This window comes from Halorubrum salinum (assembly GCF_024494575.1).
Taxonomy (GTDB): Archaea; Halobacteriota; Halobacteria; order Halobacteriales; family Haloferacaceae; genus Halorubrum; species Halorubrum salinum.
In genome coordinates this window covers 194199-214033 of sequence record NZ_JANHDO010000002.1, presented here as the reverse complement: position 1 = coordinate 214033, position 19835 = coordinate 194199, and the positions used below count along the sequence as shown (strand labels likewise).

General features: G+C 69.1%; 18 protein-coding genes. 8 read left to right on the top strand and 10 right to left on the bottom strand.

The features are described 5' to 3' along the window. The first annotated feature begins 45 nt into the window (after nucleotides 1-45). Together NO930_RS06770 and NO930_RS06765 are read left to right on the top strand one after the other, a co-directional pair. On the top strand, nucleotides 46-714 hold the full coding sequence (locus NO930_RS06770; protein ID WP_256402929.1) for a hypothetical protein: 669 nt from the start codon (nucleotides 46-48) through the stop codon (nucleotides 712-714). Continuing rightward, nucleotides 711-1346 (top strand): DUF2238 domain-containing protein, encoded by a 636-nt coding sequence (locus NO930_RS06765; RefSeq protein ID WP_256402928.1) that lies wholly within the window; start codon nucleotides 711-713, stop codon nucleotides 1344-1346. Before NO930_RS06770 ends, NO930_RS06765 begins: the two co-directional genes overlap by 4 nt. Before the next feature lie 36 nt (nucleotides 1347-1382). Here the strand turns inward: NO930_RS06765 and NO930_RS06760 are convergent, their stop codons facing one another. Together NO930_RS06760 and aroA are read right to left on the bottom strand one after the other, a co-directional pair. Further along, nucleotides 1383-2600 (bottom strand): ArsA family ATPase, encoded by a 1218-nt coding sequence (locus NO930_RS06760; RefSeq protein WP_256402927.1) that lies wholly within the window; start codon nucleotides 2598-2600, stop codon nucleotides 1383-1385. A gap of 148 nt (nucleotides 2601-2748) precedes the next feature. Beyond that, the gene (gene aroA / locus NO930_RS06755; RefSeq protein ID WP_256402926.1) at nucleotides 2749-4185 is read right to left on the bottom strand and encodes a 3-phosphoshikimate 1-carboxyvinyltransferase; all 1437 of its coding nucleotides are present in this window, start codon (nucleotides 4183-4185) and stop codon (nucleotides 2749-2751) included. Nucleotides 4186-4314: 129 nt separating this feature from the next. Between aroA and NO930_RS06750 the strand changes: the two genes are divergently transcribed. The 3 genes from NO930_RS06750 to NO930_RS06740 all read left to right on the top strand — a co-directional run bounded on the left by NO930_RS06750 (nucleotide 4315) and on the right by NO930_RS06740 (nucleotide 10468). Beyond that, nucleotides 4315-4704: a cupin domain-containing protein gene (locus NO930_RS06750; protein WP_137783270.1), complete on the top strand. Its 390-nt coding sequence runs from the start codon at nucleotides 4315-4317 to the stop codon at nucleotides 4702-4704. 63 nt (nucleotides 4705-4767) lie between these two features. Then, the gene (locus NO930_RS06745; RefSeq protein ID WP_256402925.1) at nucleotides 4768-7404 is read left to right on the top strand and encodes a PAS domain-containing protein; all 2637 of its coding nucleotides are present in this window, start codon (nucleotides 4768-4770) and stop codon (nucleotides 7402-7404) included. Nucleotides 7405-7477: 73 nt separating this feature from the next. Next, the gene (locus NO930_RS06740; protein ID WP_256402924.1) at nucleotides 7478-10468 is read left to right on the top strand and encodes a DEAD/DEAH box helicase; all 2991 of its coding nucleotides are present in this window, start codon (nucleotides 7478-7480) and stop codon (nucleotides 10466-10468) included. A gap of 39 nt (nucleotides 10469-10507) precedes the next feature. Here the strand turns inward: NO930_RS06740 and NO930_RS06735 are convergent, their stop codons facing one another. The 3 genes from NO930_RS06735 to NO930_RS06725 are packed head-to-tail and all read right to left on the bottom strand — an operon-like array spanning nucleotide 10508 to nucleotide 13781. Continuing rightward, on the bottom strand, nucleotides 10508-11125 hold the full coding sequence (locus NO930_RS06735; RefSeq protein WP_137784139.1) for a dolichol kinase: 618 nt from the start codon (nucleotides 11123-11125) through the stop codon (nucleotides 10508-10510). A gap of 4 nt (nucleotides 11126-11129) precedes the next feature. Then, nucleotides 11130-12932 (bottom strand): glycine--tRNA ligase, encoded by a 1803-nt coding sequence (gene glyS, locus NO930_RS06730; protein WP_256402923.1) that lies wholly within the window; start codon nucleotides 12930-12932, stop codon nucleotides 11130-11132. Then, entirely contained in the window at nucleotides 12933-13781 is an 849-nt protein-coding gene (locus tag NO930_RS06725; RefSeq protein WP_256402922.1) for a CBS domain-containing protein, read from the bottom strand. A 239-nt stretch (nucleotides 13782-14020) separates the two neighbouring features. On the opposite strand from NO930_RS06725, the gene NO930_RS06720 reads away from it, so the two are divergent. Further along, nucleotides 14021-14245: a DUF7556 family protein gene (locus NO930_RS06720; protein WP_137782732.1), complete on the top strand. Its 225-nt coding sequence runs from the start codon at nucleotides 14021-14023 to the stop codon at nucleotides 14243-14245. Nucleotides 14246-14290: 45 nt separating this feature from the next. Here the strand turns inward: NO930_RS06720 and NO930_RS06715 are convergent, their stop codons facing one another. The 3 genes from NO930_RS06715 to NO930_RS06705 form a co-directional block, all read right to left on the bottom strand. Then, entirely contained in the window at nucleotides 14291-15196 is a 906-nt protein-coding gene (locus NO930_RS06715; protein ID WP_256402921.1) for a ketopantoate reductase family protein, read from the bottom strand. A 74-nt stretch (nucleotides 15197-15270) separates the two neighbouring features. Then, entirely contained in the window at nucleotides 15271-16497 is a 1227-nt protein-coding gene (locus NO930_RS06710; RefSeq protein WP_256402920.1) for a pyridoxal-phosphate dependent enzyme, read from the bottom strand. Beyond that, nucleotides 16497-17453: a succinylglutamate desuccinylase/aspartoacylase family protein gene (locus NO930_RS06705; protein ID WP_256402919.1), complete on the bottom strand. Its 957-nt coding sequence runs from the start codon at nucleotides 17451-17453 to the stop codon at nucleotides 16497-16499. The genes NO930_RS06710 and NO930_RS06705 overlap by 1 nt, the downstream gene beginning before the upstream one ends. Nucleotides 17454-17611: 158 nt before the next feature. On the opposite strand from NO930_RS06705, the gene NO930_RS06700 reads away from it, so the two are divergent. Then, nucleotides 17612-17860, top strand: coding sequence for a hypothetical protein (locus NO930_RS06700; protein WP_137782892.1), 249 nt, complete (start codon nucleotides 17612-17614; stop codon nucleotides 17858-17860). Nucleotides 17861-17942: 82 nt separating this feature from the next. Further along, nucleotides 17943-18740 (top strand): helix-turn-helix transcriptional regulator, encoded by a 798-nt coding sequence (locus tag NO930_RS06695; protein ID WP_256402918.1) that lies wholly within the window; start codon nucleotides 17943-17945, stop codon nucleotides 18738-18740. A 41-nt stretch (nucleotides 18741-18781) separates the two neighbouring features. On the opposite strand, the gene NO930_RS06690 is transcribed toward NO930_RS06695, so the two are convergent. Both NO930_RS06690 and NO930_RS06685 read right to left on the bottom strand, forming a co-directional pair. After that, nucleotides 18782-18910, bottom strand: coding sequence for a hypothetical protein (locus tag NO930_RS06690; protein ID WP_255511554.1), 129 nt, complete (start codon nucleotides 18908-18910; stop codon nucleotides 18782-18784). A gap of 116 nt (nucleotides 18911-19026) precedes the next feature. Continuing rightward, nucleotides 19027-19560 (bottom strand): inorganic diphosphatase, encoded by a 534-nt coding sequence (locus NO930_RS06685; RefSeq protein ID WP_137782894.1) that lies wholly within the window; start codon nucleotides 19558-19560, stop codon nucleotides 19027-19029. Nucleotides 19561-19835: the final 275 nt, after the last annotated feature.

Genomic DNA, 19835 nt, shown 5'->3' with positions numbered 1-19835 from the left:
CGGCGGAGCAACCCCTATATCCCTCGCCGGCCTCCGATACTCCGTATGAGCGAACACCGCGGCGTCGACGAAGATGTCGAGGAGGAACCCGCGGGCGACCCACCCGCCGAGCCGGAGACGGTCGAAGACCGACTCGCCCGGCTCGTCCGCGACGGGCGGTACAACGCGCTCGTCGCGTGGGCGATGGTCGCCGTCCTCCTCGGCGTCCTCGTCGAGAGCGCGCTCGACGTCGACCTGTTGGCGGCGTCGATCGTCGTCGGGCTCGGCGCGGTCGTGCTCGCGCCCACCGTCGCGGCACGCGACTGGCGGGCGATGCTGCCGGCGGAACTCGTCGGCCTCACGCTGTTGCCGGTCCTCGTGCGCGCGCTGCTCGGCGGCGAGTTAGGGACGTTCGCGACGTACGTCGCGATCGCGGCGCTGGCGCTCGTGATCACCGTCGACCTCCACATGTTCACCTCGCTGCGGGTCACCCACTGGTTCGCCGTCGTCTTCGTGGTGATGGCGACGCTGGCGACGGCCGCGGTGTGGACCGTGCTCCGCTGGAACCTCGACCGGGCGGCCGGGACCGCGTACCTGACCACGAACGACGCGCTGATGATCGAGTGGATCTACGTCACGCTGGCCGGGGTCGTGGCCGGACTCCTCTTCGACGGCTACTTCCGACGCCGCGGTCGCCGACTCCGCAGCGCGATCCGGCGGGTGGTGCGGCGATGAGCCTGCTTCCCCGGCCCTCGATCCGGTCGCAGCGCCGACTCACGGGCGCGATGCAGGTCTTCCTCGTCGCCATCGTGGCGTACGGCTTCCTCGCCGGTGAGCAGAAGGCGATAAGCAACGGAGTCATCTCGCTTCTCGTCACGCTGATCCCGGCGGCGCTCGAACGCCGCTACGACCTCCCGCTCGACCCGTGGCTCGCGTTGTGGATCACGATGGCCGTCTTCCTCCACACGGTCGGATCGGCCGGGTTCTACGCCCGAATCGAGTGGTGGGACCACGTCACACACTCGCTCTCGGCTTCGCTCGTCGCCGCCGCCGGATACACCTCGCTTCGGGCGGTCGACCTCCACAGCGACGCGATCCGCATTCCGCCGCGGTTCTCGTTCGTCTTCATCGTCGTCGTCGTGCTGTCGTTCGGCGTGCTCTGGGAGCTGTTCGAGTTCGGGCTCGACATCGTCGCGACGGAGACCGGCGTCGACATGCCGCTCGCCCAACACGGGCTCGAAGACACCGTCTCCGATCTCACCTACAACACCATCGGCGCGGTGCTCGTGGGACTGTTCGGGCAGGCGCACCTGTCGGGCGTCGCGGAGACGGTTCGAGACCGACTGCTGGCGCGCGCACAGGGCTGAACGGACACCCCAGCCCGTCCTCTCTCCGCCGTCCGGTCACCGCAGACACGCCGCGACGACCCGGAGCGCGGCCTCGCCGCGGACCTCGCGCGCGAGCAGCGGGACGCGTTTCACGTCGCGGCCGCGGAACAGGTCCGTGGCCTTTCGCAGCGCCCCCTGTTGGACGTCCCACCGGCGGGCACAGAACTCGCAGGTGTCGGGGTTCGGCTCCACGACCCACTCCGGATCGATCGCGGTCGCGTCCGCACCTCCCGCGCCGTCGCCGGCCACGTCGCCGATCCCCTCCATCACGCGGTTGACGACGAGCGTGTTCACCGGAATCGAGAACTCGTCGAGGCGGGCGACGAGCCGCTCGGACTCGACGACGCTCATCTCCTCGGGGATCATCACGACGCGGAAGTCGGTCTGTGCCGGGTCCCGGAGGACGGCCCGCAGGCGCTCGATCCGGTCGCGAAGCTCGTCGAGGTCGGCCGACGGGTCGGGGTCGTCGTCACCGCCGCCGAACATCCCCTTAATCCCGTCCATCATGCCCGAGAAGCGCTGACGGAGCTTCATCACTCGTCCGAGCATCGAGTCCATGATCTCGGGGAGCTGGAGGAGGCGGAGCGTGTGTCCCGTCGGCGCGGTGTCGACGATCACCCGATCGAACCGCGGGTCGTCGAGGTATTCGAGGAGCTGGCGCATCGCGGCCGCCTCGTCGGCTCCGGGCATCGTTCCGCCGAGGAGGCCGCCGAGTCCCTCGTCGCCCTCACCGCCCGCGCCGTCGGAGCCCCCAGCGTCACCCATCCCGCCCATCGGGCCGTCTCCGCCGCCCATCCCGCCCATCATCTCGCCCATCTCGCCGAGCCCGCCGAGGGGGTCGGCGTCCGCGCCGAACATCCCCTCCTCCATCGCGGCGTCGGGGTCGATCTCGGCGGCGAAAAGCGGAATCTCCTCGCGGATTCGCGCGGGCTCCGCGGGGATGTCCGTCTCGAACGTGTCCGACAGCGAGTGGGCGGGGTCGGTCGAGACGACGAGCGTCCGGACGCCGCCCGCGGCCGAGGCGAGTCCCGTGGCGGCCGCCATCGTGGTCTTTCCGACGCCGCCTTTCCCGCCGTAGAGGACGTACTCCGGGGCGTCGACGCCCGCGGGGAGATCCGTCCCGTCGCCCTCGTCCACCGCGAGACCGGATCCGGCGTCTTCGGCGTCGGGTCCGGTCTCGTCGCCTCGATCGTCTTCGACGCGATCCACGGGTTCGACGTCGATGTCGTCCATGCACGAGGGTGGGCGGGACGGCTTGTGTACCCGTCGGTCTCGACGGATCGGCCGCGCGGGTTCGTCACCGGGAGCGCCGCGAGTGTCTGACCGCACGCATCGGATCGCCCGACGAGACGCTCGCGTCTACGCGGGAGGGTGCGCGCGTCTACTCGGCCGCGCCCTCGCGTTCCACGTCCATACCCAACTCCGCCATCGTCTCGAAGAAGTCCGGGAACGAGACGTCGACGTGTTCTGCGCCGCGGATCGTCGTGGTCCCCTCGGCGGCCAGCGCGGCGACCGCGAGCGCCATCACGATCCGGTGGTCCGCTCGGCCGTCGACGGTCGCGCCGCGGAGGTCGCTCTCGTCGCCGTGGACGGTGAGCACGTCCGGCTCCTCCGTGGTCTCCGCGCCCATCCTCTCCAGTTCCTCGGCCATCGCCGACACCCGGTCGGTCTCCTTGTAGCGGACGTGCTCGCAGTTTTCGATCCGCGTGTCGCCCTCCGCAACGGCTCCGAGCGCGGCGATCGTGGGAAGGAGATCGGGAGTGTCGCCCACGTCGACCGTGGCTCCGGAGAGCGGCGCGCGCTCGACCGCGATCTCGCCGGCGTCGCGGTCCCAGTCGACCGCGGCCCCCATGCGCTCCGTTATCTCGACTATCGCGGCGTCGCCCTGCGCGCTCGGTCGCGCTCCCTCGATCCGGACGGTCTCCCCGTCGTCGCCGGCGACCGCGCCCGCGGCGAGGAGATACGAGATGGACGAGAAGTCGCCGGGAACCGCGTAGCTCCCGCCGGCCGGCTCGTACGACTGTCCGCCGGGGACGGAAAACCCCGCCGCGCCCGCCGCGCCGTCTATCGGGTCGCCGCCGTCGTCGACGGGCGTCGCCTCGACCCCGAACTCGTCGAGCAGTTCGAGCGTGATGTCGACGTAGGGAGCCGACTTGAGCGGCGTCGTGAGGTCGATCTCGACCCCCTCGTCCGTGACCGCGCCGGCCATCAGTAGCGCCGTGACGTACTGCGAGGAGACGTCGCCGGGGATGGCTACCTCCCCGCCCGCGAGCGGACCGGTGACGACGAGCGGAGCCAGCCCGTTGTTTCGCGTCGACTCCGCGCGCACGCCGAGGTCGGCGAGCGCGTCGAGGAGCGGCCCCTGCGGACGCGACCGGAGCGATCCGTCGCCCGTGAGCACGGTCGTCCCGTCCGCGAGCGCGGCCGCGGCGGTGACGAGCCGCATCGTCGTCCCCGAGTTCGCACAGTCGATCACGTCGGCCGGGACGGCGGGACGACCCCCGAACCCGTCGACCGAGAGCGCCCCTGCGCCGTCGGGGATGGCCGGGTCGGCGGATCCGCCGTGGGCGTCGGCGCTGTCGGTGGCGGCGGAGTCATCGACGTCAGCGGCGGAGCCATCGGTGTCGCCTGCGCCCACCCGGCCGCCGAACGCCCGAACGGCGCGCGCGGTCGCTCTCGTGTCCGCAGAGACCAGCGGCGAGCGGACGACCGCGCGGTCGCTGTACCCCGCGGCAAGCAGCGCGCGGTGCGTGTAGCTCTTCGATGGCGGCGCGCGAGTCGTCCCCCGCACCGTCGAGGTGGTGACGTGAACGTCCATACGTCCCGTGCCGTCCCCGACGACAAGTCGGTACCGGACGCGGCACGATTCTGACCGGGGGTGCGGCCGGCCCTCGTCACCGTCGACCGCTTCCCCCACGTTTACCACGCCGTCGGTACTCGACAGCGTATGGTTCGTTCCTACGATCCGTCCGAGATTCCGTCCGTGTACAATCTCAAAGACGCGCCGCTCGCCAAGGAAGGGAAGGGGTTCGAGCAGGTCGTCTTCCGCGGCGTCGACCAGATGATCGGCATGACGACGATCGGGCCGGACCGGGAGGACAAGCCGCCGCACTCGCACCCGTGGGAGCAGATGAACCTCGTCGTCGAGGGTGAAGTGGACTTCATCGTCGACGGCGAGCGCGTCTCGCTGTCGACGTACGACGCCGTCGAGATCCCGCCTGACGTGCCGCACGCCTCCCGCGCCGTCTCCGACGAGCCGGCCACGCTGCTCGCCTTCTGGCCGCTCCGAGAGGACCGCGTCGACGCGACGGACTACCAGACCGAGTTCGAAGTGTAACTCGAACGAACACCATCCGCAGTATTATCTGCCGGTGCGTCGTATTGACGTATAAGAGCGATTATGGACGAGAGTGAATCGCGTTCAGAGGCAGATCCTTCCATCGATTTCGGTGGTGAAGGAGCCACTGTGTACGAAGCGATATTTCGAGAGATCGAAGACGCCGTCTTTCTGATCGACGTTGAGCGAGCGGGCGGAGACTACGCGTTTACTTTTCTTCGGAACAACGACACACATCAGCGGCAGACGGGACTATCAGAGGATTCGATGCGCGGACAGACGCCAAGGGAATTCCTCGGGGAAGAGCAAGGCGCGACCGTCGAGTCCAACTACCGGCGCTGCGTCGAGCAACAGACCACCGTCGAATACGAAGAGAAGCTCGATCTCCCCGGTGGAACGAGCTACTGGAAGACCAAACTGACGCCGATTACGGACGGCGGGGACGTAGCGTATATCGTCGGCGTCGCTCGCGATATCACAGAAGAGAAACAGCAAGAGCGGGCCCACGACCAGACGTATCGTCGGTTCGAGACCGTCTTAGAAACGATGTCGGCGGCAGTGTTTCTGAAGGACACCGACGGGAGATACCTCCTGATGAACCAAGCGTGTCGCGATCTACTGGATATTCACGGCGACCCCGAAGGGATGACCGACGAGGATCTCTTCCCGCCGGCGGCTGTAGAACGGGCCCGGTCGGACGACAGACGGGTTCTCCAGGACGGAGAACCGATCGAAGTCGAGGAGACGGTCCCGACGCCGACGGGCGAGAGCGTTCGTCTGACTCGAAAATCACCCGTATACGACGAGGAAGGGACGATCGTGGCTATCTGTGGCGTCTCGACGGACATCACCGAACAGAAAGAGCGGGAACGCACGCTCCAGAGGCTCAAAGACCGTCTCGAACTCGCCGTCGAAGGCGGACAGATCGGCGTCTGGGACTGGGATATGACCTCCGACGAGGTCGAGTTTAACCACCAGTGGGCGGAGATGCTCGGATACACGCCAGACGAGATCGAGCCGCACCTCGACGCGTGGGAGCGACGCGTTCACCCCGACGATCTCGGAGGGGTCGAAGGCGCGCTGTCGGACCACGTGGCGGGTGAAACCACGTACTACGACACAGAACACCGAATGCGAACCGCGGCGGGCGAATGGAAGTGGATCCGCGACGTCGGGAAGGTCGTCGAGCGAGACGAGGACGGGGAACCGGTTCGGGCAGTCGGAATCCACCTCGACATCGACGACCGAAAGCGCCGAGAAACGGAGTTGGAACGGACGCGAGCGCTCATCGAACGCACTCAAGAGAGCGCGTCGATCGGCTGGTGGGAGGTCGACCTAGTCGACGAGTCGGTCACGTGGAGCGACGAGGTGTATCGCATCCACGGAGTGCCAGCGACCGAGTCAGTCGAGTTAGCGGACGGGTTCGAGTTCTACCACCCGGACGACCGCGACGCCATCGAAGCCGCCTTCGACCGGCTGACGGAGGAGGGAGAGTCGTACGACCTCGAGTTGCGGATCGTCACGAGCTCCGGACAGACTCGGTGGGTCAGGGCGATCGGCGATCCGCAGTTCGACGACGACGGGACAGTCACCGGCGCGCTCGGACTGTTCCAAGACGTCACCGAGCGGAAGGAGTACGAGATCGCTCTCGAATCGACCCGTGAGGAACTGCGGCAGATCATCGATCTCGTGCCGGACCTCGTGTTCGTGAAGAATCGAGAGGGGGAGTACCTCTTGGCCAACGAGGCGACCGCGGCCGCGTACGGAAAGACGCCCGAGGAGGTCGAAGGCAACTCCGAGGCAGACATCATCCCCAGCGTCGAGGACTCAGAGGCGTTTCGACAAGACGACCTCGACGTGATCGAATCTGGCAAGCCGAGGAGGATCGGCGAGGAGACGCTAACCACGGTGAACGGAGAAACGCGAATCCTACAGACGACGAAGATCCCCTATCAAGTCGCTGAAACGGGTGAAGACGCCGTCTTGGGATACGCCCGGGACGTGACTGAACTCAAAGAATACGAGCGAACGCTCGAAGAGCAGCGGGATAACCTGAAGCTGTTGAACCAGGTGGTTCGCCACGACATCCGGAACCAACTGATGGTCGTCGAATCGTACACCGAGTTACTCGAAGACTCGTTGGCGGACGATCAAAGTCGGACGTATGCGCAAACGGTTATCGCGGCGGCAAGGCAGGCGGCCGACATCACGGAAACAGCCAGAGACGTCACCGAAGTGTTGCTTCAGGCCGGATCCGACCGAACGCCGGTGAGCCTGCGCACCGAACTCGGCGAGCAGATCGAACGGATCCGGTCGGATAAAGACCGTGCGACGGTCACCGTCGACGGATCGATCTCCGACGTGACGGTGCTGGCGGACGACCTGCTGGAGGCGGTGTTCCGCAACCTCCTGACAAACGCGATCGTCCACAACGACAAGGAGGTGGCCGAGGTCACGGTGTCGACTCGCGTGTTTGACGAGTCCGTTCGCGTGTCGATCGCGGACAACGGCCCCGGGATCGCGGACGACCACAAAGAACAGATCTTCCAAGAGGGTCAGAAGGGGCTCGAGAGCGGTGGCACAGGGGTCGGGCTGTATCTCGTCAAAACGCTCGTCGATACGTACGACGGCGACGTGTGGGTCGAAGACAACGAGCCGACCGGCAGCGTGTTCGCCGTCGAACTGTCGCTCGCCGACTGACCTGACACAGACTCACGGGATTCGGGGGCCACTCGGCGACGGGCTTAATCGGCCGAGCGCCCAACTCGGAGTGATGTCGGAACAGGCGGGGATGGACGCGTTCGCACACCTCGGGAGCGAACTGCGCGACGCGCTCTCGGAGCAGGGCTTCTCGACGCCGACGGAGCCGCAGCGCGAAGCGATCCCGCCGCTCGCGGCCGGAAAGAACGCGCTCGTCCTCGCGCCGACGGGGACGGGCAAGACCGAGACCGCGATGTTGCCCGTCTTCGACGCGATCGTCGCAGCCCGCGACGCGCCGGGCGAGCAGCCGCGAGAGGGCATCTCCGCGCTGTATATCACCCCGCTGCGCGCGCTCAACCGCGACATGATGGACAGACTGGAGTGGTGGGGCGACCGGCTCGGCGTAGAGGTCGCGGTCCGCCACGGCGACACGACCCGGTACGAGCGCAGCAAGCAGGCCGACGACCCGCCGGACGTGTTGATCACGACGCCAGAGAGCCTCCAGGCGATCCTGACCGGCTCGAAGATGCGGGCGGCGCTCGAATCCGTCGCCCACGTCGTGGTCGACGAGGTCCACGAGCTGGCGGCCGCGAAACGCGGCGCACAGCTCACGGTGGGGCTCGAACGGCTCCGTCGGGTGGCGGGACCGTTCCAGCGGGTTGGGCTCTCGGCGACGGTCGGCGAGCCCGAGGAAGTCGGGCGCTTTCTGGTCGGATCGGGCAGACGCGACCCCGACCGGGAGGGCGATCGCGCGTTCGAGACCGTCGAGGTCGCGACCGGGAGCCGGACCGACGTGCGGGTGCTCGATCCGGCGATCACCGACCGCGACGCGACCCTCGCCGGCGAGCTGGCGACCGACGAGACGACGGCGAGCCACGTCCGGACGATCCGCGAGATCGTCGCGGCGCACGACTCGACGCTGATCTTCGTCAACACGCGACAGACCGCGGAGGCGCTCGGCTCGCGGTTCAAGGCGCTCGCAGAGCGAGAACGGGAGAATGCCGATAACACTGGAGGCGGGTCGGGCGACACCGGAGGCGGGTCGGGTAGCGGCGGCGCGACCGACGACGCCGGTGACACCGACGGGGTCACCGAGATCGAGGTCCACCACGGCTCGCTCTCGAAGGACGTGCGGATCGACGTGGAAGACCGGTTCAAGGGGGGCGAGATCGACGGATTGGTCTGCACCTCCTCGATGGAACTGGGGATCGACGTGGGGCGCGTCGACCACGTGGTCCAGTACGGGAGTTCGCGCGAGGTCGCCCGCCTGCTCCAGCGGGTCGGGCGGGCGGGTCACCGCCGCGATCTGGTCTCGGAGGGGACCGTCGTGACGCAGGGCGGCGACGACACGCTCGAAGCGCTGGCTATCGCCCGGCGAGCCGACGCCGAACTCGTGGAGCCGGCCGGGATCCACCACGGAAGCTTAGACACGGTCGCCAACCAGATCGTCGGGCTCGTGATGGACGACGGCGAGATCCACGCTCGCGAGGCCTACGAGACCGTCACCGACGCCTACCCCTTCCGTGACCTCTCGGAGCCGCAGTTCCAAGAGATAGTCCGCGAGCTCGACGGCAACCGGCTGCTGTGGCTCGACGAGGAGTCGGACGCCCTAGAGAAGTCCGGCGGGACGTGGCAGTACTTCTACGCGAACCTCTCTATGATCCCCGACGAGTCGACCTACGAGGTGTACGACATGTCCTCGCGGCGGCAGATCGGCACCTTAGACGAGCGGTTCGTCGTCAACTTCGCCGGGCCGGGAGAGACGTTCGTCCAGCGCGGCGAGATGTGGCGGATCACCGAGGTCGACGAGGAGGAAGAGCGCGTGAACGTGACGCCGATTCCCGACCCCGCGGGCGAGGTGCCGTCGTGGGTCGGCCAGGAGATCCCGGTCCCGAAGCCCGTCGCCGCCGAGGTCGGACGTATCAGGGGAGAGGTCGCGAGGGCGCTCTCGACGGGGTCAACGCCCGCGGCCGTCGCGGGCGACCTCGCGGAGCGATATCCCGCTACTTCGGAGACGATCGCGACCGCCCTCGAACCGGTCGCCGACCACGTGGAGGCCGGCCACCCCGTCCCGACCGACGAGCGGATCGTGATCGAGGGGTACGGCCGGACGGTCGCGGTCAACGCCGCGTTCGGCCACGAGGTCAACGAGACGCTCGCGCGGCTGCTCGCGGCGCTCGTCGGCCAGCGCGCGGGGTCGTCGGTCGGGATGGACGTCGACCCGTACCGGATCGAGTTCGAGGTGCCGGGCGGCGTCGACGCCGGCGACTTCCGCGAGGTGCTGGAGACGACGGACCCGGAGAAGCTCACGGCGTACCTCGAACTCGCCCTGAAGAACTCCGACGCACTGAAGTTCACGCTCGCGCAGGTCGCAGCGAAGTTCGGCTCGGTGAAACGCTACAAGGAGGGGCGGGGGAAGTTCGGCGGCGACCGGCTGCTCGCGGCCTTGGAGGGGACGCCCGTCTACGAGGAGGCGCTGCGGGAGGTGTTCCACGTCGACCTCGCGGTCGACGAGACCGCCGAGTTGCTCGCGGCGGTGCAATCGGGAGACCTCGGCGTCGAGACCGCCCGCGAGCGGACGCCGCTCGGCACGGCCGGCCGGTCCTCGGGAACCGAGTTCCTCGTGCCCGAGAACGCCGACGCCGACGTGATAGAGACGGTGCGCGAGCGCATTCGCAACGACCGCGTCATCCTGTTTTGCCTCCACTGTACCGACTGGAAACGGACGACGAAGGTGCGGCGCGTCCGTGATCAGCCCGAGTGTCCGGAGTGCGGGTCGACCCGGATCGCGGCGCTGAACCCGTGGGACGAGGAGACGGTCACCGCGGTGCGGGCGGCGGAGAAAGACGACGAGCAGGAGCGCCGGACCGAGCGCGCCCACCGCGCCGCGAGCCTCGTGCAGACCCACGGGAAGCGCGCGGTGATCGCGCTCGCGGCGCGGGGCGTCGGCCCGCACAACGCCGCGCGGATCATCAACAAGCTGCGCGAGGACGAAGACGAGTTCTACCGCGACGTGCTCCGGCAGGAGCGCGAGTACGCGCGGACGCAGTCGTTCTGGGACTGAGCCGCGGTCGGTGCCCGCAAACCGCCGATCGCCTCCGCGCTACCCGACGACCGCGATCGCGAGGAGCATCCCGCCGGCCGCGGCGGGGGGAATGGTGAGGTTGTCGTCGACCGGGATCCCTCGGATGACCGGTGGGACGCCGTCCGCGACCGCTGCGGGGGCCGCGCCCGCCATCGCGACCGCGACGCCGGCGTTCGGCCCGAACGCGGGGATCGTGAACGGGACCGCGAGCCCGAAGCAGACGAGGAACATCGCGATCCACGCGGCGGGGCGCTTCGCCTCCGTGGCGTCGTTGTCCGCGAGCGCGCCGCTGACGGGGTCGCCCACCGAGAGCATCCACATCGCGGGGATCGCGACCGTGGGTGACAAAAGGAGGACCGTGCCGGTCATGCTCACCTGATACAGCGCGTAGCCCGCCAGCGCGTCCTCCTCGTACTCGCGGGTCAGCGTCCGGTAGACGGCGTGGTCGAGCCCGACGACGAGTCGGAGGAACTCGAGCGCGAAGACGACCGCGAGCGCGACGCCGAGGAAGACGCGCGTCTCGCCCCACGAGAGCCAGCCGAGCAGGTACGGGACCGGGTACAGCGTGCCGCCCGCGTGGACCAGCCGCCGCTCGAACTCCACGCGCTCGCGCCACGCAGCCGCCGGGAGTGACACGGGCTTACCGTTCTGCTGTCGTCTCGACGTCGGTCTCGACGACTTCGTACTGATCTACCAGCGCGTCGAACTCGCCGCCCGCCCGGAGCGCGGCCAGTTCCGCGGCCAACTCGTCTGCGGGAACGCGGACCTGCGCGGCAGAGTCGCGCTCGCGGACGGTGACGGTGTCGGGACCGTCGCCTTCGACGCCGTCGCGGTCGACGGTGACGCAGAAGGGGGTCCCGACCTCGTCCTGTCGGCGGTAGCGCCGGCCGATCGAGCCGGAGTCGTCGTACGCCACCGCGAGCCCGGCGGCGCGGAGGTCGGCCGCGATCTCGTCGGCGAGCGCCGTCAGCCGGTCGTCGTTGGTGACGAGCGGGAACACGGCAGCGTCCTGCGGCGCGATCTCGGGTTCCAACGAGAGGTACGTCCGCTGCTCGCCGTCGACCGCGTCCGTCTCGTAGGCGTGCGCGAGCAGCGTCTGGACCGTCCGCCCGACGCCGAACGACGGCTCGACGACGTGCGGCGTGATGTGCTCGCCGCTCTCCGTCACCTCCTCCACGGAGAAGTTCGCGACGTCGGCGTCGACCGCGTGGGTCTCCGCGTCGTCGCCCTCGCCGACCGTCACTTCGACCGTCTCGCCGTCGAACGCGTCGGGGTCGCGCTCGGCGAGCGTTTCGAGCGCATCCGCGATCGCGGCGGCGTCGCCACCGAACTCGGGTCCGAGGACGGACATGTCAGGGTCGACGGTCGCGCGCTCGACCGTCTTCGGCTCGTCGTAACGCTTGAAGACGGTGAACGAATCGTCGCCGTGTGCGTCGTGTTTCGAGAGGTCGTAGTCGCCGCGGTACGCGAATCCGGCGATCTCGATCCAGTCGCCGTCGACCTCGCTCTCCGCGTCCCAGCAGTCGGCCGCGTAGTGGGCGCGCTCGCCGGAGAGATGCTGGCGGAACCGGAACCGGTCGAGGTCGACGCCGACGCGCTCGTACCACTCCTGGGCGACGCCGAGGTAGTAGCCGACCCACGGGGAGCCGATCACGCCCTCGTCGACCGCCTCGCCGACGGTCGTGTCGAGGTACTCGCCGTCGTCGGCCTCCTGTTCGGCCGCGGGGTACAGCCGGACCTCCACGTCGCGGACGCGCGCTAGGGGCGGTTCGTCCTCTTCGGGGTCGATGAACTGCTCCAGTTCCGCCTGCGTGAACTCTCGGAGGCGGAGGAGCCCGCCGCGCGGCGATATCTCGTTACGGTAGGCGGGACCGATCTGGGTGATACCGAAGGGGAGGTTCCCGCGGGCGTACTCCTTCAGCCGCGGGAACTCGACGAAGATCCCCTGTGCGGTCTCGGGACGGAGGTACCCGGGCTGGGCGTCGCCCGGCCCGATGTCCGTCGCGAACATGAGGTTGAACGCCTCGACGGGCTCACCGGCCAGCGGGGTGCCACAGGAGGGACACGCGATCTCGTTGTCGGCGATCAGTCCTTCGACCTCCTCGCCCGGGAGCGCCTCGGCGTCCTCGATGTCGGTGACGGCCTCGACGAGGTGGTCAGCCCGGTGGGACTCGCCGCATTCGGGACACTCGACGAGCATGTCGTCGAACCCCTCCAGGTGGCCGGACGCCTCGAAGACGGCTTCGGGCATGATCGTCGGCGCTTCGATCTCGCGGTTCCCCTCGCGGATGGTGAAGCGGTCGCGCCACGCGTCCTCGACGTTCCTCTTGAGGGCCGCACCCTGCGGTCCGAAGGTGTAGAAGCCGGCCGTCCCGCCGTACGCGCCGTTCGAGCCGAAGAAGAACCCGCGCCGCTTCGCCAGTTCGGTGAGCCCGTCGGCCATCTACAGCCCCTCCAGCAGGTCGACGTCTCGGACGATCCCGTCGAGGTCGGTCCCGTTGACCAGCGGGACCTGCTCGATGTCGTTGCTGATGAGCTCCTGTGCGACCTCCTTCGCCGTCCGCGTTCCCGAGACGGTGACGAGGTCCGCGGTCATGAAGTGACGCGTCGCGCCGACGGGCAGTTCCACGTTCCGGGTCGGCAGGTAGCGCGCGCCGGTCGCTTTGATCCCCTCCCAGGACCACTCGGAGTCCTGCTCGGCGATGGAGTCGCCCGTGCTCGCCTCGCCCTCGACGACGCGGGCGACCTCCAAGACGTCGACTTCGGTGAGCATCCCCGCGATCGCGGCGTCGTCGTCGAGGACGACCGCGTAGGGGACGTTCGCGAGTCCGATCTCGCGTTCCGCGACCGGCAGCGGCGTCTCCGTGTGGGTGGCGTTGACCGCGCGCGTCGCGAGGTCCCCGACCGGGGTGTCGCCGTCGATCTCGCCGCGAGCGATCGCTCGGACCACGTCGGTGACGGTGCAGATGCCGACGAGGGAGTCGCCGTCGACGACCGGGAGTCGGCGGGACTCCTCGGCGACCATCGTCTCTGCGGCGTCGACGATGTCGGCGTCGGCCCCGATCGTCGGGACCTCGCGCATCAACAGCGCGAGCTGGTCTTCGTCTGGCTGTTCGATGAGGTCGTCACGGGAGACGAGCCCGCGGTACACCTCGTCGCCGTCGACGTCTTTCACGACGGGGACCGACGAGAAGCCGTGCTCTTGGATGTACTCCAACACGTCGTTCCGGCTTCCGGGGATCTCGACGACGACGAGATCCGCTCGCGGCGTCATGGCGTCAGATACGTTCATGAACCGTTGTTCAGCGTCGCACCTCTTGTATACTGCGAAGGTGGCCCGCCCGTACCGGAGGCCGGCAGGCGGACCCGACACGCGAAATCTGTGAGATCGACGGCGATATCCGCCGATCGACGGTTCATCGTCGTCGGTCGGCGGTTGCGGCCGAAGATCCGCGGCGAGCCGAGTCGATCCGTCGACGACACCGGGTCTCGGTCCGGAACCCTTATACGTACTGTGAACTATTCACAACCATGTCACGGAGTTCCACTCCATGGGACGACCCGGACCCCGATCACCGGCGGACGGCGCTGCCGACGGATCCGACCCTCGACGCCGGAGACTCGCCGGACATCATGGCCTCCGTCGACGACTCGTCCGCGTCGCAGCCGGAGTTCGTGATCGCAGACGTCTCGCGGGAGAACGCGTGGGTCTCGGTCGACGAGACGGACGCGACGATCCTCGAAGAGTGGTGTTGAGACGCGGCCCCTGAGAGGGCGCGAGCGCTCTCGACGCCGAGCGCGCTATGTTTCTCCCCGGACTCCCCGCCCGCGTTCCCACGCCCGAAGCAGTGCCGAGAGCGTCCGGCAGGTCGGTGCGGCCACCCCGTGTCTCGCGGCCCGCTCTGTCACCGCGCCGTAGATGGCGTCGACCTCGGTCCGCCGGCCGGCGGCGACGTCTTGGTGCATCGACGAGCGGTTCGCGTCGGTGTCGCCGGCGACCCGTTCGAGGGCGTCGACCGCCGCCTCGTCAGCGAGGTCGACGCCGTCTGCGCGAGCGACGCGCGCCGTCTCGCGGGCGGCCGCGCGGGAGACCTCGGCCGCCGGACCGTCGAGCGTCGCGCCGTTCGCGAGCCGAGCGAGCGCGGACGGTCCGTTGATGCCCGCGTTTACCGCGAGCTTCTCGTACCGGCGGCGCGGCATGTCCGGGGCGACGGTCGCGTCGATCCCCGCCGCGTCGAACGCGGCTCCGACCCGGTCCGCGAGCGGGTCGGAGCCGCCGGAGAGCGGCCCGACGACGACCTCGCCGACTCCGGTGCAGGTCACACGGCCGGGCGCAGGGATGCGCGCGCCGTAGCTCGCGGTGCCCGCGAGGACGGTCGCGTCGAGCGCGGCGACGAGTCGCTCCTCCGTGAGCCCGTTTTGAAGCGAGCACACCGCGTCGTACTCGCCTGTCGCGAGCGCCCGCGCCGCGGCGTCCGTGTCGTACGCCTTCGTCGTGACGAAGGCGAGGTCCGCGGTGCGGTGGGTCCCGTCGGTGAGTGCGCGCGGACGAACGCGGGCGTCGACCGCGCCGTCGATCCGGAGGCCGTCCTCGCGGATCCGGCGCATGTGCGGGTCCCGCCCGACGAGGGTGACGTCGTGTGTCCGCGCCAGAAGCCCCCCGACGAGGCTGCCGAGCGCGCCCGCGCCGTAGACGAGGATCTCCATGCGCGACCCCACGGTCCGCGGTGAGAAATGGATGGCGGTGACCCCCCGCTCGCCGGGCACCGCGGCGAGCCGGGCTAGCTTTTCAGGCCGCTACCCGTGAGCGGGACGACCACGTCGTCGTCCGCCGCGATCTCGCCGCTCGCGCGGAGCGCGCGGAGCGCCGCGGGCGCGACCGCGCAGGTCGGCTCCGTGTAGAAGCCGGCGGCGTGGAGCCGGTCGAGTTCGCGCGACGCATCGGCCTCGGTGACCGCGAGCGCGTCACCGCCCGTCTCGTCGAGCGCGGCGTGGATCTCCGCTTCCCGGACCGGCTCCGCGATCTGGATCCCGTCGGCCGCCGCGTTGACGCGCCCCTCGGGGTCGGCGGCGGCCGGTCCGTGGCGCTCGCGGACGATCGGCGCGACGCCGGCCGCCTGCGCGCCGTAGAGCCGCGGGGCCTCGTCGATCCACCCCGCGCGTTCGAGCCGGCGGAACCCCCGATACGCGCCGAGGAACAGGGTGCCGTGGCCGAGCGGCGTCACGACCGCGTCCGGCGCGTCCCAGCCGCGCTGGGCGGCGATCTCGTAGGCGACCGTGGCAGTTCCCTCGAAGAAGGCCGGGTTCCAAGCGTGGCTGGCGTACCAGGCGTCCCCGCCGGCGTCGTCGCTCCCGAGCGCGGCGAGACACGCCTCGGTCACGTCCGCGCGGCTCCCCTCGACGCGGACCGGCTCGCCCCCCGCCCGCCGGATCGCGCGGAGCTTCGCGTCCTTGACGTCCGCGGGGACGTAGATCTCGGCCGCGACCCCGGCCCGCGCGGCGTACGTCGCGATCGCCGCCCCGGCGTTCCCGGAGGAGTCTTCGACGACGCGGTCGACGCCGAGTTCCCGCGCGCGGGTGAGCGTCGCGGTCGCGCCCCGGTCCTTGAACGATCCCGTCGGGAAGACGTACTCCAGCTTGAACGCGGCGTTCCAGGGCGCTGAGTCGCCGGCGGCCTCGCCGTCCGCGCCGTCGAGGTCGGGGGCGGCAGCGGCGGTCGCGTCGCCGCCCTCGCCGGTGACTGCCGGCCCGTCGGCGTCGACGAGCGGCGTCATCCCCTCGCCGAGCGTCACGCGGTCGGCGGGGTCGTCGCCGACCGCCATGAGGTCGGCGAACGCCCACAGCCCGCCGCGGGCGTCGGTCCCCGAGGTCGCGAGTTCGACCGGCTCCGGGGGGGTCCCGGTCGGCGCGGGCGGGTCGGCGAACGACAGCGGCGCGCCGCACCGACAGCGCCATCGGTCTCGGTACGTCGCGCCGCAGTCGGGACAGGCGAGTCGGCGCGGCGGCATCAGTACCGGTCGACGTTGGTACCGACCGAACAGACGTACTCGCCCGCGGCGACCTGCGGAAGCCGCCGGGTGCGCCAGAAGACCCCGTCGTCGTCGGCGGTCACGCGGGCTTCCAGGCCGCCGAACACGTCCGTCACCTCGAAGAGGACGTCGCCGGACGAGACGCGCTCGCCGAGGTCGCGCTCGAACTGAACGAGCCCGCCCGAAGGCGAGCCGTACTGGTCGAATCCGCGCGCGCGGACCTGCCGGTCGAGGTCGACGTCGCCGTCGAGAAAGCCGTAGTGGCGGAGCACGTTGAACACGCCCTCGACGCCGTACTGGATCGACTCCTCGTCCCAGCCGACGCAGCCGCCGAGTTCGGGGTCGATCGTCGGGATCCCGTGTTCGGGGCCGGCCCGTGCGAGCTGGCCGTCGGGACCCTTGATGTCGAGGACGTGCCCGCAGCCGAACACCTTCGCCAGCTCCAGGCAGTCGCCGTGGAGGTGATGACGGACCCCGCATCGGACCCGCGTCTCGTTTATCATCCGGCTCGTCGACCCCTGATGGAGGTCCAAGATGAGGTCGGCTCGCGTCGCGGCCTGAAACGTCGCGTGAGCGATCCGCTCGCTCGTCGTCCCGCTCTCGTCGCCCGGGTACCCGCGGTTCATCTTCCGGTCGTCGATCGGGTTCCGGTGTTCGGCCACCTGGAACGCGAAGTAGTTGACGACGCCGACGACGAGGACGCATCCCGACAGCTCCGTCGGATCGATCCGGGGAACGACGCGGTTGACGACGCCGAGCCCGTTGAGCTCGTCGCCGTCGCTGACCGCCTGGAGGTACAGCGTCTGCCCGTCGTCGGCACCGTTTATCACCGCGACCGGCAGGCGGACCGGACTCCCGTCGCGCGTCTCGCCCACCTCGAGACGGCCCGTGTCCGTCTCGCCCGGCGGAGCGCGGGCCGTTCCGAGTGAGATCATTACCAGACCGTGGGTCGGCGGCCCCTTTATCCGTTCGGTCCGCGGCGATTCACCGCCGCCGTGCGGTCGGACCCGACGACGGGCCGGCGACCGATCGCGCCGTGTCCGCCCCGTCGACGCCCCGCCGTTTTTTCACCTCGCGCGGTCTGTTTATTCGCATGACCGACGTTCAGGGTGCGATCCGCGACGCGTTCGAGCACACCGAGTACGACCTCGGCGACGTCGCCGTCAACCGGCGACAGGTGCGGGTGCCGGTGTTACAGAAAGGGGCGGATCCCGACGCGCTCCGGGCCGTTATCGAGGAGGCGCTCGGTGCCGACGCGGTGGCCGCCGTGACAGTGACCACCGAGGCGATCGACGGCGAGGACACCATCGGGACCGTCGTGTCGTTCCGTCACCGCCCGTGATCGGCTCCGGAGGTGCCGAGTCGGCCGATCAGTGCGACGCGATAGCATTAACCCCCGGGTGGTCGTACCCCCGGATCCCACGATGACGGGCGACGACGGACACGACGGCGCGGCGTATCTCTCCGGATCTCCGGTTCGAGCCGAGATCCTCCGAGCGCTCCGCCGCGAGCCGCGACGACCCGCGGACCTGACGGCGGCGGTCGACGCGACGCGCACGACGGTCCAGCGGATTCTCGCCGGCTTCCGCGAGCGCGACTGGGTCGTCAAACGCGGAGCCGCGTATCACGTGACGCCGACCGGAACGAGAGTGCACGACGCGTACGAGGAGCTGCTCGCCGAGGTCGAGCGCGCCGATCGGTTCGGGCAGTTCGCGGCCGACCTCGAACGGGTCGGCGCGGACATCCCACCGGCGGCACTCGACGCCGGCGACCTGACGGTCGCACCGGATCGGAACCCGCTGGCGGCGGTCGATCGGGTCACCGAACTGCTTCGCGGGGGAAGCGGGACCGAGATCCGTGCGGTCTCACCGGTCGTCATCCAGCAGTTCAACGACGCGGCGACGGAGGCTCTCGACGCCGGAGCAGAGATAACGCTCGTGATCGATCGGGACGTGGTCGAGACGTCGGTCGACTCGTTCGAGTCGGCGACGGACCGCGCGCTCAACAACGACGACGCCACGGTGTACGTCTCGTCGGAACAGATCGAGTACGGGCTGTTTCGATACGAGGATCTCGCCTGCGTGACCGCGTACGACCGGCGGAACAACCCCCGGTGCGTGCTCGAATCACGAGATCGGACGGTCACGGGGTGGGCAGACGAGCGGTTCGAGTCGTTCCTGAACGACGCAAAGCCGCTGTCCGAGGTGCTCGAAGACGCCTAGCGTCGCCGTACACGTGCGTCTCCGGCCGATCGCAGTCGGCGTCAGTCGCAGTCGGCGTCAGTCGCGGGCGGTCGGACCGCGTCGCCGTCGTCCGCCCGGTCCTCGGGATCGAAGTTCGCGGGGACGACCGTGGGGTGGTCGATGCCGACGGATTGGGGGTTCGCGCTCATGGCTCTACGTGTATATGCGCCCTCGCCCGTCTAAAAATTACCCATAGGCATAACGCATCGGAGCGGCGCGACCGATGCGCCGTGGTTATCGATCCTCGTCCGGAACGGTTAGGCCGTCACTGGAACTCCTCGGCGTAGAGGTCCTGCGCGTGTTCGATCGCGTCCTTGGCTGCCGCCTTGTCCTCCCAGCCGAGCGTCTCGACTTCCTTTCCGGCTTCGAGGTTCTTGTACGTCGAGAAGAACTCGTCTATCTCGTCGCGGGTCTGCTGGGGGATGTCTTCGAGGTCCTCGATGTGGTCGAAGCGGGGGTCCTCGGTGGGGACCGCGATGACCTTGTCGTCCTGCTCGCCGTCGTCGTCCATCTTCATCATCGCGACCGGACGGGCCTCGACGACGCAGCCGGGGAACGTCTGATCTTCCACGAGCACCATCACGTCGAAGGGGTCCTCGTCGTCGTAGTACGACTGCGGGATGAAGCCGTAGTCGTACGGGTAGTGGACGTTCGAGTGGAGCACGCGGTCGAGCACGACGCCGGGGATGTCCTTGTCGTACTCGTATTTGTTCCGCTCGCCTTTGAGACACTCAACGACGGCGTAGATCTCGTCCGGCGCGTTCGGTCCCGTCTCGAGATCTTCCCAGAGGTTGACCATGTGACCGGTAGTGTGTCCAAAGCCCGCAAAGTCCTTTCGGGTTCCGACGACGCCCGGCGGTACTGCCGTCGAAACGTCCCCGATACCAGTAATTTCGTCCGGGAGTGTCGGTGAGATATTCGATCCGAACGGCCCGGTATGTTTGACGGATTTTCGCGATTTGTCTCGATCGGCAGTCGATCGGTCACATGGGTGCTGTCACCCAAATCATCACGCGCCAGCCACCAGACCGCCGTTCACCCAAGATTCGCACACCCGGCTCGGATGACATATTC